The 15431-nt window shown below is 67.6% G+C and carries 11 protein-coding genes; 6 read left to right on the top strand and 5 right to left on the bottom strand.

Annotated features, from left to right (window positions below; genetic code table 11):
* Window positions 1-17 precede the first annotated feature (17 nt).
* The 5 genes from queA to AVAK2825_RS02790 all read right to left on the bottom strand — a co-directional run bounded on the left by queA (window position 18) and on the right by AVAK2825_RS02790 (window position 5508).
* Window positions 18-1115 carry a tRNA preQ1(34) S-adenosylmethionine ribosyltransferase-isomerase QueA gene (queA, locus tag AVAK2825_RS02810; protein ID WP_284394190.1) on the bottom strand — a complete coding sequence of 366 codons (1098 nt, stop codon included), beginning with the start codon at window positions 1113-1115 and terminating at the stop codon, window positions 18-20.
* Between the two features lie 108 nt (window positions 1116-1223).
* Window positions 1224-2207, bottom strand: a complete 984-nt coding sequence (locus AVAK2825_RS02805; RefSeq protein WP_284394750.1) for an alpha/beta hydrolase family protein — start codon at window positions 2205-2207, stop codon at window positions 1224-1226.
* Window positions 2208-2357: 150 nt separating this feature from the next.
* Window positions 2358-3149: a fumarylacetoacetate hydrolase family protein gene (locus AVAK2825_RS02800; protein ID WP_284394188.1), complete on the bottom strand. Its 792-nt coding sequence runs from the start codon at window positions 3147-3149 to the stop codon at window positions 2358-2360.
* Between the two features lie 67 nt (window positions 3150-3216).
* The gene (locus tag AVAK2825_RS02795; protein ID WP_284394186.1) at window positions 3217-4188 is read right to left on the bottom strand and encodes an AraC family transcriptional regulator; all 972 of its coding nucleotides are present in this window, start codon (window positions 4186-4188) and stop codon (window positions 3217-3219) included.
* 33 nt (window positions 4189-4221) lie between these two features.
* The gene (locus tag AVAK2825_RS02790) at window positions 4222-5508 is read right to left on the bottom strand and encodes a cyclic di-GMP phosphodiesterase (protein ID WP_284394183.1); all 1287 of its coding nucleotides are present in this window, start codon (window positions 5506-5508) and stop codon (window positions 4222-4224) included.
* Window positions 5509-5632: 124 nt separating this feature from the next.
* On the opposite strand from AVAK2825_RS02790, the gene recG reads away from it, so the two are divergent.
* The 6 genes from recG (at window position 5633) to AVAK2825_RS02760 (ending at window position 15420) form a co-directional block, all read left to right on the top strand.
* A complete protein-coding gene (gene recG, locus AVAK2825_RS02785; protein WP_284394182.1) occupies window positions 5633-7840 on the top strand; it encodes an ATP-dependent DNA helicase RecG in 2208 nt (735 codons plus the stop codon).
* 123 nt (window positions 7841-7963) lie between these two features.
* Window positions 7964-12619 (top strand): polymorphic toxin type 37 domain-containing protein, encoded by a 4656-nt coding sequence (locus AVAK2825_RS02780; RefSeq protein ID WP_284394180.1) that lies wholly within the window; start codon window positions 7964-7966, stop codon window positions 12617-12619.
* 2 nt (window positions 12620-12621) lie between these two features.
* Entirely contained in the window at window positions 12622-12930 is a 309-nt protein-coding gene (locus AVAK2825_RS02775; protein WP_284394178.1) for a DUF8220 family protein, read from the top strand.
* Window positions 12931-13057: 127 nt separating this feature from the next.
* Window positions 13058-13222: a hypothetical protein gene (locus AVAK2825_RS02770; RefSeq protein ID WP_284394177.1), complete on the top strand. Its 165-nt coding sequence runs from the start codon at window positions 13058-13060 to the stop codon at window positions 13220-13222.
* Window positions 13223-13231: 9 nt separating this feature from the next.
* A complete protein-coding gene (locus tag AVAK2825_RS02765) occupies window positions 13232-13519 on the top strand; it encodes a hypothetical protein (RefSeq protein ID WP_284394175.1) in 288 nt (95 codons plus the stop codon).
* Window positions 13520-13704: 185 nt separating this feature from the next.
* Window positions 13705-15420, top strand: a complete 1716-nt coding sequence (locus tag AVAK2825_RS02760; protein ID WP_284394172.1) for an RHS repeat-associated core domain-containing protein — start codon at window positions 13705-13707, stop codon at window positions 15418-15420.
* Window positions 15421-15431 lie beyond the last annotated feature (11 nt).

Below are 15431 nucleotides of genomic sequence, written 5' to 3'. Positions count from 1 at the left end.
GCGCGGGCGGCCCGCGTTCAGTGCGCCGGCTGCGGGCGCTGCAGCAGCATGGCGTCGCCGTAGCTGAAGAAGCGGTACCCCTGCGCGATGGCGTGGCGGTACAGGCCCATCACGTGCTCGTAGCCCGCGAAGGCGCTCACCAGCATCATCAGCGTGCTCTTGGGCAGGTGGAAATTGGTGACCAGCACGTCCACCACCCGGAAGCCGAAGCCGGGCGTGATGAAGATCCGCGTGTCGCCCGTGGCCTGGCCGCTCAGGGCCCACGATTCGAGCGTGCGCACGGTCGTCGTGCCCACCGCCACCACGCGGCCCCTGCGCTGGCGGCAGCGCTCCAGCGCGGCCAGCGTGGCCAGGGGCACCTCGTACCACTCGCTGTGCATCTGGTGCTCGGCCAGGTTCTCGGTCTTGACGGGCTGGAAGGTGCCGGCGCCCACGTGCAGCGTGACGCTCGCGCGCTCCACGCCGCGGGCCTCCAGGTCGGCCAGCACGCCCGCATCGAAGTGCAGCGCCGCCGTGGGGGCGGCCACCGCGCCGGGGGCCCGGGCGAAGACGGTTTGGTAGCGCTGCGCGTCCTCGGCGGCATCGGGGTCGTCGCCGCCCTCCTGGTGCCGCTCGATGTAGGGGGGCAGCGGCAGGTGGCCGTGCCGCTCCATCAGGTCGTAGGGCGTCTCGCCCGCGGGGCCCTGCAGCGCGAAGCGAAACAGCGGGCCGTCGTCCTCCGGCCAGCGCGACAGCAGCGTGGCGTCGAAGCCGCCACCGGCCAACCCGCCCGCCAGGTGCACCACGGCGCCGGGCAGGGGCTTCTTGCTCACCTTCATGTGCGCCACCACCTCGTTGCCGGTCAGCACGCGCTCGATCAGCAGTTCCAGCTTGCCGCCGCTGGCCTTCTCGCCGAACACGCGGGCCTTGACCACGCGCGTGTCGTTGAACACCAGCAGGTCGCCCGCGCGCAGCAGCCCGGGCAGGTCGCGAAAGACCCGGTCGGCCGGCTCGGTGCTGCGGCCGTCGAGCAGGCGCGAGGCGCTGCGTTCGGGGGCGGGGTGTTGGGCAATGAGCTGCGGGGGCAGCGTGAAGTCGAAATCGCTGAGCGTGAAGGTGCGGGGGCTGGCAGGCATGGGGGCTTGAGGGCCGGACGGGCCCGTTCCAAGGAAAGAACGACCAAAAACAGCGGGCGATTGTCCCATGGGCCCCTGGGGCGGTGCTGGGCGCGGCTGCGCCCGCCCCTAGCGTGCCGAAGGACCGCTGGCTCCGGCCGGCGCCAACTGCTGGCGCAGGAACGCGATCACCTCGCGGTGGAACGCCGCATGGAAGGCGCTGCGGTCGAAGCCGGGCGCATCGCGGCAAAGGGCGGGCAGCCGCTCGGCCAGGGAGGCGGGGCAGGGCGCGAGGAACGCGAAGTGTCCGGCCTGGGGCACCCCGTGCCATTCGGGGGTAGCCGGCAGCGCGCGGCGCAGGGCCTCGACGCTGCCGGGCGTGACGCCATCGCCACCCAGCGCGGAGGCCCACAGCTGCACGGGGGCCTTCACGGCCTGCAGTGTCTCGGGGGTGAAGAAGTTCAGCGGGTCGGCGATCACCGCGGCGCGGATGCGCGGGTCCGGCGCGGGCACCGCGGGCCAGGAGCGGTTGCGGATCTCGGTGCACAGCGGGATGGGCGAGCCGGCCGGGCACAGCTCGGGGCGCTGGGTGAAGTCCGGCACCGCGCCCAGGGCCACGAGCCCCGTGGTGCCGCCGCGCGAGAACCCGAAGAAGCCGATGCGCCCGGGGTCCAGCTCCGCGTGGCCGGGCCAGGCGCCCAACAGGTAATCGGTGAGCCGCCGCATGTCGGCTGGCCGCGTGGCGAAGGCGGAAAGCTGGCCCTGGCGGCTCAGGTCCTGCGCGTTGTCGCCCGGGTGGCTGATGGCCGCGACGGCAAAGCCCGCATCGGCCAGCGCCGCGGCCGTGTCGTGGTGGCTGAAGGCGGTGCCGCCCGAGCCGTGCGAGACGATGACCAGCGGCAGCGGTGCGCCCTGCACGGGGCAGTTGCGCACCGCCTCCAGGGTGAGCGGGCCGATGCCGACGGGCCCCGGCGGTGTGGCGCAGGGCGTCCAGACCGCGCCGCGCAATGCCGGGCCCTGGGCATCGGCAGGCACCTCGATCATGCGCAGGCCCGCCGCCTGGGTCACCCCGGCGGCCAGGGCCAGCAGCGGCAGGACCAGCCGGCGGGGCAGGGAGACGGCATGCGCCACGAGGGCAACGACCGCGCGTGCCGCGCGTGCGCGGCGGGGCTCGGGAGCTAAAGGAGAGGTCATGGCGGGGCAGTGTGCCACCGCCACGCCGGCCAGCCCGCCAATGCCTTCTCGGCGCCGATGCGGCCCGGCTCAGACCACGCGCAGCGAGAGGTCCGGCAGGCCGTCGATGTGCGCCACCATGAGGTCCCCGCGCACCACGGCGCCCACGTTCTCGGGCGTGCCGCTGTAGATCAGGTCACCGGCCTTCAGCTCGAACGCCTGCGACAGGTTGCTGATCTGCTCGGCCACGCTCCAGATCATCTGCGCCAGGTCGGCGCTCTGCTTGACCGTGCCGTTCACCGACAGCGTGATGGCGCCTTTGGGAAAGTGGCCGGTCTGGGCCGTGCGGTGGATCGGGCCGATGGGGGCCGACAGGTCGAAGCTCTTGCCGATCTCCCAGGGCTTCTTCTGGTCCTTCATGTCGCTTTGCAGGTCGCGGCGCGTCATGTCCAGGCCCACGGCATAGCCGTACACGTGCTGCAGTGCCTGCTCCGGCGCAATGTTGCGCCCGCCGCTGTGCAGTGCGGCCACCAGCTCCACCTCGTAGTGGTAGTTGCGGGTGAGGGCGGGGTAGGGGTGGTCCACCGTGGTGCCCGGCGGCACGAACTGCACCGCGTCGTTGGGCTTTTGGAAGAAGAACGGCGGCTCGCGCGTGGGGTCGGACCCCATCTCGCGCGCATGGGCCGCATAGTTGCGGCCGATGCAGTAGATGCGGTGCACCGGAAAGACTTCGCGGCTGCCGGCGATGGGCACGGCCGGCACGCTCAGCGAAAACGGCGTGGGCTGGGACGGGGTGGCGGTCACGCTGGCGCAGCCTGCGGCCAGGGCGCCGCCCAGGGTGGCGGAAGAGGTCATCAAAAGGTCTCGGCGGTTCAGGTCCATGAAAGCGTCTCCGTTGTTTTGGTCAACGGAAAGCTTAAGGTTCGCCGCCGCGGCGCACCCGGACGATTCAGCGCAAGACTTGGACGGAACCAGGTACCGCCACGGGCATGCCCTGCAGTTCGCGCAGCCGCTGCGCGCGCCAGGCGCTGGGGCTCAGGCCGTGCCACTGCCGAAAGCGCCGGGCGAAATACGCCTCGTCGGCAAAGCCGCAGCGCCGCGCGATCTCGCCGATGCGCTCGCCCGTGGCCAGCAGCAGTTCCTGCGCCAGGGCCAGCCGGCGTTCGGTCAGCAGCTCGGTGAAGGTCTTGCCGGTTTCCTTCTTGATGAGGTGGGCCAGGTAGTTGGGCGACAGGCAGGCGGCCTCGGCCGCGTCGGCCAGCGTGGGGTCGCCGGCCAGTTCCCCGCGCAGGTAGCGCAGCAGCCGGGCCATGGCCGCGCGGCGGCTGCCGCGCTGCGCCTGGGCCGCGGCCAGCGCGCGCAACTCGCCTTCCCAGCGCTGGCAGGTCAGCGCCAGCAGCTGCAGCAGGCCACCGCGGATGCACGCCAGCGAGGCCAGGCGCCGCGCCGTGTTCTCGCGCTGCAGGGTGTCCAGCAGCGCCTGCACGGCCTCGAAGGCGCTTTCGTCGAACGTGAAGTCCAGGTGCTCCTGGAACTGGAACGGCGCCAGCTCCGGCGCCAGGGCCAGCGGCACGTCTTCCAGATCGAGCGGGTCCACGGCCAGGCCGGGCCACAGGAAGCGCTGGCTGAAATTCACCACCAGCCAGCGCGTGCCCGGCGGGTGCGGCACGAAGTGCATGCGGTGCGGCAGCACGAAGCTCAGGGTGCGCGCGGTGAACGGCCGGGCCACGCCGCCGATGTGGTGCTGCGTGTGGCCTTCCAGGTTCACCTGGATCTGGAAATACTCGTGCTTGTGGGGCTGCGTGAGCGGCGTGCGGCCGCTCTGGTCGCGGATGTCGAAATCGAGGTGGCTGGAGCGCTCCACCATCGCATAGGTGCGCACGGCACCCGCGGGATCGTTGCTGGCGCGCGGCGGGGGCATGCGGGCGGCCGGTGGCGCGTCAGGGCCGGGGCGTCAGCGCGGCACTGACGGCATGCCGGTCCACAGCTCGTTCAGGTCCGGAAAGCGCCATTTCTCGGGGTCTTCGCGGGCCACGATCTTCTCCGGGCAGCCGGGCTGGGCCAGGTCGACGATCTCGGGCGGAATGCGCAGGTCGGACTTGGTGGAGAAGAACACCTTCACGCGCGGCGACACCAGCGAGGCGGCCTGCTCCATCACCACGCCGATGCGCCCCGAGGTCAGCCGTACGAGCGAGCCCACGGGGTAGATGCCGATGCTCTTCACGAAGGCCTGGAACAGGCGGGGGTCGAAGTGCCCGTTGGTCCACTCGGCCATGCGCCGCAGCGATTCGGCCGGGTCCCAGCCGCGCTTGTAGGGCCGGTCGGAGGTGACGGCGTCGTACACGTCGCAGATCGAAGCCATGCGCGCGGTCAGGCTGATCTTCTCGGCCGGCAGGCGGTGCGGGTAGCCCGAGCCGTCCATCTTCTCGTGGTGGTGCAGGCAGGCGTCCAGCACCTCGTCCTCCACGCCGCCGCCGCATTCCAGCAGCATGCGGTAGCCGTGCTCGGAATGGCTGCGCACGATGTCGAATTCCTCGTCGGTGAGCTTGCCGGGCTTGTTCAGCACCACCAGCGGGATCGCCGCCTTGCCGATGTCGTGCATCAGCCCGGCCAGGCCGGAGGTGCGGATGCGGGCGGCGTCCAGGCCGATCTGGCGCCCCAGGGCCACCATCAGCGCGCACACCGCCACCGAATGCATGTAGGTGTAGTCGTCCGCCGTCTTCAGCCGCGCCAGGCTGATGAGCGCCGACGGGTGGCGGGTGATCGAATCGGAGATTTCCTGCACCAGGCTGCGCGCATCGCTGGAATCCACCGCGCGGCCCATGCGGGCCTCGTGGAACATCGAGGAAACGGCCTGGCGGGCATGGTGGCAGATCGACGCCGCATGGCCCAGCTCCTCGGCCATGCTGGTCGGTGCCAGCGAGCGCACGCGCTGGGACGGGGCGGGCGGCGGGGCGGGCGGGATCTTCAGGTCCGGCATCTCCTGCAGCTGGCTGAAGTCGGTATCGAGGCGGGCCTCGGCCTCTTCGGGCGAGGTGGTGGCCACGTCGGAGGCCACGTCCAGCCCCTTGGAAACGTCGATCCAGACCTCGGCGATGGTGGTGCCGTGGATGCGTGCCAGGTCCTCGGGGTCCTGGAGCACGAAGCCGGTGCGCCAGAACGGGTGGTCCATCCAGGAGCCACAGAACTGGTGCAGGTACATGCCCAGGGCAAGATGTTGGACGCTGATTCGCTTGAGCATGGGACCAGTGGGTAACGCGGGTGCGTCCGCAAAAAACGCCGAACGACGGCGCTGGCATGTTAGCCTTTTCTGCCCATGCCGGTTTCCTCTTGTTGCGCTTTGCCTGCGCCCGCTCCCCCTTCCCATGACCGACCGTAGCGCCGCCGCCACTGCCGCCGCCGGTTCCGCAGGCGCGCCCGGGCGTCCGGGCGCCCCGGGCACCCCCGCCGGGGCCCGGCCCGCCCCCAGCCCCGCCCAGAAGGCCCTGCGCAAGCTGGGGCTGGTGCGCGACATCGACCTGGCCCTGCACCTGCCCCTGCGCTACGAGGACGAAACCCGCATCACCCCCCTGCGCAACGCCCGGGACGGCGACACCGTGCAGATCGAGGCCACCGTCGTCTCCAGCGAGGTGCAGCTGCGCCCCCGCCGCCAGCTGCTGGTGCAGGTGGACGACGGCACCGGAACCTGCGAACTGCGGTTCTTCAGCTTCTACCCCTCCCACCAGAAAACCCTGGCCGTGGGCGCGCGCCTGCGCATCCGGGGCGAGGTCAAGGGCGGCTTCTGGGGCCGGCAGATGCTGCACCCGGCCTTTCGCACGGCCAGCGGCGACCTGCCGGCCGCGCTCACCCCGGTCTACCCGACCGTCGCGCAACTGCCCCAGGCCTACCTGCGCCGCGCCATCGTGAGCGCCCTGCAGCGCGTGGAGCTGTCCGAGACGCTGCCGCCCGGCGTGGAGCCGCCGGTGGGCCGCGTGCCCGGCCAAAACGGCCTGGCGCCGGGGTGGAACCTGCGGCAGGCGCTCACTTTTTTGCACCACCCGGCGCCCGACGTGGCCATCGCCACCCTGGAGGACCACAGCCACCCCGCCTGGCAGCGGCTCAAGGCCGAGGAGCTGCTGGCCCAGCAGCTGTCGCAGCAGCAGTCCAAGCGCGAACGGGCCCGGTTGCGCGCGCCGGTGCTGCAGGCGCCGCCGCCCGGCGACGGCGGCCTGACGCTGGCCGAACAGCTGCTGGCCGTGCTGCCCTTCGGCCTCACGGGCGCCCAGCGCCGCGTGGGCGAGGAAATCGCCCGCGACCTGGGCCGCTCCGTGCCCATGCACCGCCTGCTGCAGGGCGACGTGGGCTCGGGCAAGACCGTGGTGGCCGCCCTAGCCGCCGCCGTGTGCATCGACGCCGGCTGGCAGTGCGCGCTGATGGCCCCCACCGAAATCCTGGCCGAGCAGCACTTCGCCAAGCTCGTCGGCTGGCTGGAGCCCCTGCTGGCCGCGCGCGGCCAGCGCGTGGCCTGGCTCGTCGGCGGGCAAAAGAAGAAAGAGCGCGCCGCCATGCTGGCCCTGGTGGAGAGCGGCGAGGCCGCGCTGGTGGTCGGCACCCATGCGGTGATCCAGGAGCAGGTGCGCTTTCGGTGCCTGGCCCTGGCGGTGATCGACGAGCAGCACCGGTTCGGCGTGGCGCAGCGCCTGGCTCTGCGGCAAAAGCTCGAAGGGCAGGGCATGGAGCCGCACATGCTCATGATGAGCGCCACGCCCATTCCGCGCACCCTGGCCATGAGCTACTACGCCGACCTGGACGTATCCACCATCGACGAGCTCCCCCCCGGGCGCACCCCCATCGTCACCAAGCTCATCGCGGACAGCCGCAAGGACGAGGTCATCGAGCGCATCGCCGCCCAGGTCGCCTCGGGCCGGCAGGTGTACTGGGTGTGCCCGCTGATCGAGGAAAGCGAGGCGCTGGACCTGTCCAACGCCACCGCCACCCATGCCGAGCTGAGCGAGGCCCTGCAGGGCGGCATCGCGGCAGGCCAGGCGCCCGTGCAGGTGGGCCTGCTGCACTCGCGCATGCCCAGCGCCGAGAAAAAGGCCGTCATGGCGCTCTTCACCAGCGGCGCCATGGGCGTGCTGGTCAGCACCACCGTGATCGAGGTGGGCGTGGACGTGCCCAATGCCTCGCTCATGGTCATCGAGCACTCCGAACGGTTCGGCCTGTCGCAGCTGCACCAGTTGCGCGGGCGCGTGGGGCGGGGCGCGGCCGCCTCGGCCTGCGTGCTGCTGTATTCCACCAACGACAGCGGCCGGCTGGGCGAGACCGCCCGCGAACGCCTCAAGGCCATGGCCGAGACCAACGACGGCTTCGAGATCGCCCGGCGCGACCTGGACATCCGCGGCCCGGGCGAATTCCTGGGCGCCCGCCAGTCCGGCGCGCCGCTGCTGCGCTTTGCCGACCTGGCCACCGACACCGTGCTGCTGGAGTGGGCGAGGGAACTGGCACCGCACATGCTCGACCGGTTTCCCGCCCTGGCCGAGCGGCATGTAATGCGGTGGCTGGGCGGAAAATCGGATTATCTGAAGGCGTGAAGACAAAAGGCCTGGCGCATTTTCAGTGCAGGTCGCGGGTAATGTAACTCCCTGTATCTCGATGTTCGGGTTTCTGCGCAGTCGATAAAATGCGTAACTCAACATCAAATGGGAGAGGAATTCATGAGGGTTGTCTGGGCCGCCTGCATCGCATTGCAGGCCATGGGTTATTGGGGCGTGGCGGAGGCTGGGGGGATCGACAGAAGCAAGCCGTTTGGGTACGGCGTCGAGTATGGGGCGAGGCGCTACACAGTGCTGTCCGGCACGGTGGCAGGTGTGTGCGATGCGTTGCCCGATGGGCCGCATCGGTTCTGCGCGCAGTCCATCTGGGGGCGCAACCGGTGCCAACTGCTGCCTTCGCTGGGTGCCCCGTGCGAGGGCGAAGATGGACTGGGCGACAGCATCGCGCCCATCTGCAACCGTCCCAAGAACGAGCACCCCGAATACCTCTACAACCCGGCGGGCTGGACCGAAAGCCGCGGTAAATACGATTACGCCACCGACCAGTTCTCCTGCGTCTGCCTGAGCGCCTACCGAGGTGATGTGCGCGACTCCGAAATCAGCGGCTGGTGCGGCCCCAAGCAATTGATCGACCCCGATCCGCCACCACCGCCCCCGCCGCCACCCCCACCGCCGCCACCTCCTCCCCCACCCCCGCCGCCCCTGCCGCCGCCGCCACCCCCGGTGCCGCCGCCCGGCGACGGCTACCGGGGTGTCTCCGTGTTCCCTGGCGGGCAGGACGGCATGTGCGTGGGCGACCCCGTCATTCCCGCCACCGGGGAGAATTTCCAGGAGATCGTGGACCACCAGGACCCGTGGGGCGGCAGCCTGGACTTCGTGCGCATCTACCGCAGCCACTGGGCGCTGGACTCCGCCCGCACCAGCCGGGGCTTCGGCCGCCAGTGGGGGCACAACCACGCCATCAGCCTGCGGGTGTCCGAAGGCGTTGCGACCGTCATTTTCGGCAATGGCGAAGAGCGGGGCTTTCAGCGCGCGGGCGCCCAGCAGGACTGGGTGGGCGATCAGCGCAGCGACATGCTGTCCCAGGCCGATGGCCTGTGGCGCTTTCGGAACGCCAGCGACGACACCGTGCTCACCTTCGACAGCGCCGGCAAGCTCCTGAGCCGCAGGGCGCGCAACGGCTGGGTCACCACCTACGGCTACACCTACGGGCGCCTGACCACCATCACCAACGCCTTCGGCAAGACCCTCACCCTCGTCTGGGGCGAGCGGCTGATCGAGAAGATCATCACGCCGGACTACCAAACCACCACCTACCGGTACAGCTACCAGGACGGCGTGGGCGACCGGCTGGTGTCGTCCCGCCTGCAGGACCAGTACCAGAAGACCTACCTGTACGAAGACACCGGCAACCCGTTCCTGCTGACCGCCATCGTCGATGAGAACGGCAGCCGTTTCGCCCAGTTCAGCTACGACGCGCTGGGCCGCACGCTCCGGGCCGCGCATGCGGGCGACGCTCTGGCGCACCAGTTCGACTACACCGACATCGCCTCGGGCCAGGTCGGCGTGAAGGACCCGCTCGGCCAGACCCGCCGGTACGGCTACACCGTGCAGAACAAGGCGCTGGCCGTCACCAGTGCCTCGTCGGCGCCGGGGCTGGCCTACCGCCCGGTCAACCGCCGGGTGCAGAACGCCGCCGGCCTCGTCACGGCGGAGGTGGACTTCGCTGGCCGCCAGACCACCTACGAATGGGACAACGACCGCCAACTGCCCCTGCTGGCCACCCACGCCAAGGGCACCGCGCAGGAGCGCCGGGTCGCCACGCAGTGGCACCCCACCTACCGCCTGCCGGTCAAGGTCACCGATGGCAACCGTGTCACCGAATACACCTACGACGCGGACGGCAACGTCCTCACCGAGCGGGTGTACGACGCCAGCCTGCCCGACGGCGCAGCCAAGGCCGCCGTCCGCCGATGGGAATACCAGGGCGGCCTGGTCACCGCCGAAATCGATGCCCTGGGCGTGCGGCGCGAAAACACGTACCACAGCAACACGCCCTTGGTGTTCGAGTCCACCGACCCGTTCGGGCGGCGCACCAACCACAGCTACAGCGATGGCCGCCTGGTGGGCAAGCTCCTGCCCAACGGCCTGGAAATCCAGTACGCCTATGGCAACAACCCCTGGAACCTGCTCGGCAACGTCTCGGTCCTCGGGATGCAATGGACCCACCAGTACAACGCCATCGGCAAGCGGTCCCGAACGACGCAGCCCGACGGCTACCAGATCGACTACGCCTACGACAGCGCGCACCGGCTGGCCTCGTGGAAGGACAACCGGGGCGCCTCGGGCAGTTATGGGTACGACCTGTTCAACAACGTCATCCTGCAGGAAGTCAAAGACGCCGCGGGCCAGACCGTGTGGCGCCAGGAGCGGGGCATCAACGCCGCCAACCAGCTGGAAACCGTCAAGGCAGGCAGCCAGGTGGACCGCTACGCCTACGGCCCCAACGGCGAGCGCATCACCGCCGAGAACGCCCTGGGCCAGCGCTACCGGTACGCCACCGACCCCCTGGGCCGCGTCGCGGAAATCACCGACCCCCTGGGCAAGGTCGCCTCGCTGTCCTACGACGGGCTGGGCGCGGTGCAGGCCGCAAAGGACTTCGCGGGCGCGGCCACCACGTATGCCAACGACATCCGGGGCAACGCCACGCGGGAGACCTCGGCCGACAGCGGCGCGGCCAACGTGCAATACGACGCACTGGGGCGCCCCACGCAGGTGAGCGATGCACTGGGCCGCACCACCGGGCTCACGCGGGATGCGGCGGGGCGCTTGACGCGCATCCTCTTCAAGGACGGCAAGCAGAGCGTGTGGCGGTACGACCTCACCGGCGCCAGCTACAACGCCCCCGGCACGCCGCAGGCCAGCATCGGGTCCTTGAGCGAGATCCAGGACGCGGGCGTCACCACGCGCTGGCAGCGCGACCCGCTGGGCCGGGTCACCGCCCGCACCCAGGTGCTGGCCAACGGCGACAGCCGCACCCTGGCCCAGGCCTATGTGCCGGCGGGGCCGGACGGCGCCCGCAATGGCGGAGCCGGGCAGATCGCCACCCTCACCTACGCGAGCGGCAAGAAGCTGCAGTACCAGTACGACGCCACGGGCCAGCTCACCGGCCTGCAATGGAACGGCCAGCCGCTGCTCACCGCCATCACCTGGAACCCGCTGGGCCAGCCCACCGGCTGGAAGTGGCCGGCCTTCGGACCCGCGCCCGGCCTGGCCGAGCAGCGCAGCTACACCCTGGCGGGCCAGTTGGCCGCCAGCCGGCTGCTGCCGCAGCTGGCCTGGGACAGCGCCGGGCGCCTGGCCCAGGTGCAGCAGCGGCACGCCTTGCGCGGCGCCACGGGTGCGCAGCAGGCCGTGATCACCAGCGCCAACACCTACGACGCCACGGGCCGGCTCACCGCCAGCGCCCACAGCGCGCCGGCCGGCCTCACGCTACCCACGGGCAGCGCGCTGAGCGACACCCTGGGCGCCAACACCAGCGGCTACGCGTGGGACGCCAACGGCAACCGAAGCCAGAGCCACTACAGCAGCACCACGGCGGCGGGCACGGCCACGCTCAAGCGCAACTACGTCGCCGTCAGCGGCAGCAACCGGCTGCAGAACACCACGCAGACGTTCCAGCCCGCCAGCGGCAGTGCGCAAACCAGCACCGTGGCCTACAGCCATGACGCCAGCGGCTCGCTCACCAGGAAGGGCGACAACTACCTGCACTACGGCAGCGACGGCCGCATCGCCAAGGCCGGCCTGAATGCCGACCCGGCGAACACCCTGGCCGTGAGCTACACGTACAACGCCCTGGGCCAGCGCGTGTTCAAGAGCGATGCGCGGCTGTCCGGGGCCAACAACCCGGCCATCACCCAGCAGACCGTCTATGCCGAAGACGGCATCGGCAGCACCGTGCTGGGCCAGTACGGCAACCGCAGGAGCAGCAACAGCGCCGCGCCGGCCGGCGAGATGGACAGCACGGAGGTCATCTACCTGCCCACGGCCGGCGGGCCGATGCCGGTGGCGGCGCAGATCAATGGGCGGCTGTATGCCATCGATGCGGACCACCTGAACACGCCACGGCGCCTGACCAACACGCAAGGCCAGGTGGTGTGGCAATGGCTGATCACGGGGTTCGGAGAGGCCAATCCGACGACCGCGGCGACGGGCTATGCGCAGAGCGGGCAAGGCAGCGCCAACTATGCGGAAGCCATCAAATTCGACCTGCGGTATCCGGGGCAGGTATGGGATGAAGAGACGGGACTGGCCTACAACCTGAATCGGTACTACGACCGGGAGGGAGGGCGGTACATCCAAGCTGATCCGATCGGGCTGGAGGGGGGATGGAATCGGTTCTTGTATGTGGGAGGAAATCCACTTAGCTATACCGATCCGACCGGCGAGTTTGCAGTCGTCATCCCATTTATTCCGGCGATCATCACGGGTACTGACATCGCGGTTGGAACTGCTCTTGGCGCATTGGGTTATGGGTTGGATCGCATGTTTGCGAAACCGCCTAAGAATGCATATGACCCAAATGGGCCCAAGGCGCCGGGCAAACCGACAGAGGCAGATGGATTTAGAAGTCCTAAAGGGGGCGATAACTGGGTGCCCAATCCAAATCCAGGCAAAGGCGGTTCTAGCCACGGCTGGGAAGATGCTAAAGGGGATGTGTGGTGTCCTACTGGGTCAGGAGGTAGGTCTCACAGCGGTCCCCATTGGGATGTACAGACTCCAGGTGGCGATTATAGAAACGTGAAACCAAGTCGCTGATTATGAAAAACATTCAAATTATTGATGGTGCGCAAAATTGCGTATATGACATTTTTTCAGCAACCGATGAGGAATTTTTGTTGTTATTTCCTGGTGGTGTCGATATTGCTTTCATCGATGAGATATACGCGACTGGTGATGCGAAGGTGCTTGATGAAGTATTCAATAATATTTGGCAACGCCGGGTTAAAAAATTAGAAGTGCAAGGCATTCATGGATTGATATTCTACGAACTTAATCAAAAAATGATTTATTATCCAACTAGAAAGGATGAGGAGGCCATCAATCCCGATGGGTCTAGGCTTAGGTAATGGAATACTGCTGAGCAGGGCATACAGAACTGTATTTCCGACTCTGTATTGATTCATGAACTAAGTGTTGCATCGGTTCCAACTTCTTTAGTCGGAGTAAGTTGCCATGATGAGCCAATGCAACCCCTTGAATCCATTTCCTGCCCGCCGCCGAAAATTTCGTTGCACCGTTTTTTTGCCATTTTTAATGGCACCATCGGCATGGCATAGAACTACAGTGCATATGGCGCGCAACGGCGTGGTTATTGTTGCTGGTGGAAATGAGCAGGTAATTAAATTTATTCCTGAATAATCAGGTTGTATGAGCGATTTTTTCTCTCGTCAAGCCTTCGTGCTGCGGCAAGCCATCAATGAATATCGTGATGGAACACTTGATTTAAACTCACTTATTCATCGGATTGAGGGGGTTGGGAGTGTTTTTGAAAATGAATTATGGCGAAATGCGGTTTTTCCCGTCATTTTATCTATGGAGCAGATAAACGCAGCGGCAATTAATGGTGGCAATGATTTGACCGAAGCAGACAAGGTTTCTATTGAAGAGTCGCTCATTGAGTTTGAGGGGCTGATTAAGGACTTTGAAAATAAATAACTGCTGCTTATTTCTCAAGCCTTGCGCGGGAGATCTCATGCGAGCCGATGCAACACCCTGACATCCAACCCTGGCCGTTGCACATCTTAAATGCTATATATTTAATAGCATCATGACCATGATTTACTAGGGCGTAAGGCCTGTTTGACCTGATGTCAGGCCTCACATCAAACGGGAGGAGGTTCATGAGGGTCGTCTGGGCCGTCTTCATCGCATTGCAGGCCCTGGGCAATGTGGCCTCGCTGTCCTACGAAGTCCTGGGCGCCGTGCAGGGTGCCCAGGACTTCGCCGGCGTGGCCACCACGTATGCCAACGACGTCCGGGGCAACGACGTCCGGGGCAACGTCACGCGGGAGAGCTCGGCCGGGCCCACGCCCGGCCTGACCGAGCAGCGCAGCTACACCCTGGCGGGCCAGTTGTCCGCCAGCCGGCTGCTGCCGCAGCTGGCCTGGGACAGCGCCGGGCGCCTGGCCCAGGCGCAGCAGCGGCACGCCCTGCGCGGCGCCACGGGCGCGCAGCAGGCCGTGATCACCAGCGCCAACACCTACGACGCCACGGGCCGGCTCACCGCCAGCGCCCACAGCGCGCCGGCCGGCCTCACGCTACCCACGGGCAGCGCGCTGAGCGACACCCTGGGCGCCAACACCAGCGGCTACGCGTGGGACGCCAACGGCAACCGAAGCCAGAGCCACTACAGCAGCACCACGGCGGCGGGCACGGCCACGCTCAAGCGCAACTACGTCGCCGTCAGCGGCAGCAACCGGCTGCAGAACACCACGCAGACGTTCCAGCCCGCCAGCGGCAGTGCGCAAACCAGCACCGTGGCCTACAGCCATGACGCCAGCGGCTCGCTCACCAGGAAGGGCGACAACTACCTGCACTACGGCAGCGACGGCCGCATCGCCAAGGCCGGCCTGAACGCCGACCCGGCGAACGCCCTGGCCGTGAGCTACACGTACAACGCCCTGGGCCAGCGCGTGTTCAAGAGCGATGCGCGGCTGTCCGGGGCCAACAACCCGGCCATCACCCAGCAGACCGTCTATGCCGAAGACGGCATCGGCAGCACCGTGCTGGGCCAGTACGGCAACCGCAGGAGCAGCAACAGCGCCGCGCCGGCCGGCGAGATGGACAGCACGGAGGTCATCTACCTGCCCACGGCCGGCGGGCCGATGCCGGTGGCGGCGCAGATCAATGGGCGGCTGTATGCCATCGATGCGGACCACCTGAACACGCCGAGAAGGCTGACGAACACGCAGGGCCAGGTGGTGTGGCAATGGCTCATCACGGGGTTCGGAGAGGCGAACTCGACGACCGGCGCCACGGGCTATGCGCAGAGTGGGCAAGGCAGTGCCAACTATGCGGAATCCATCAAATTCGACCTGCGGTATCCAGGGCAGGTGTGGGATGAAGAGACAGGACTGGCGTACAACCTGAACCGGTACTACGACCGGGAGGGAGGGCGATACATCCAGGCGGATCCGATTGGGCTGGATGGGGGGTGGAACCGGTTCTTGTATGTGGGAGGAAATCCGGCCTCTTATACCGACCCGACAGGCGAGTTCGCAATCGCCATTCCGTTCATTCCAGCGATCATCACTGGGACAGATATTGCTATCGGAACGGGTTTAGGTGCGCTGAGCTATGGGTTGGATCGCATGTTTGCGAAACCAGGTAATGAATCCCGTCCATCTGATGCACCAGCTGGTACGAAACCTATTGACCAAACCGGCCTCGGGCGTGGCGACATCCATGACATTAAAGAAGGGGCGGGTGCTGGAGCACGCGACTGGACTGGAATAGCGCCGAATGGCGACGTGATTACCAGTGGGCGAAATGGGCGGGCGACTAACCATGGCCCTGCTGATCAATTTACAAATCGTCCAACTGGACTCTGTCGTTAAGGATTAAAGCG

This window comes from Acidovorax sp. SUPP2825, from assembly GCF_030158995.1.
Classification (GTDB): Bacteria; Pseudomonadota; Gammaproteobacteria; order Burkholderiales; family Burkholderiaceae_C; genus Paracidovorax.
Note: the sequence above shows the minus strand (reverse complement) of the source record. Positions and strands in the feature narration are given on the sequence as shown.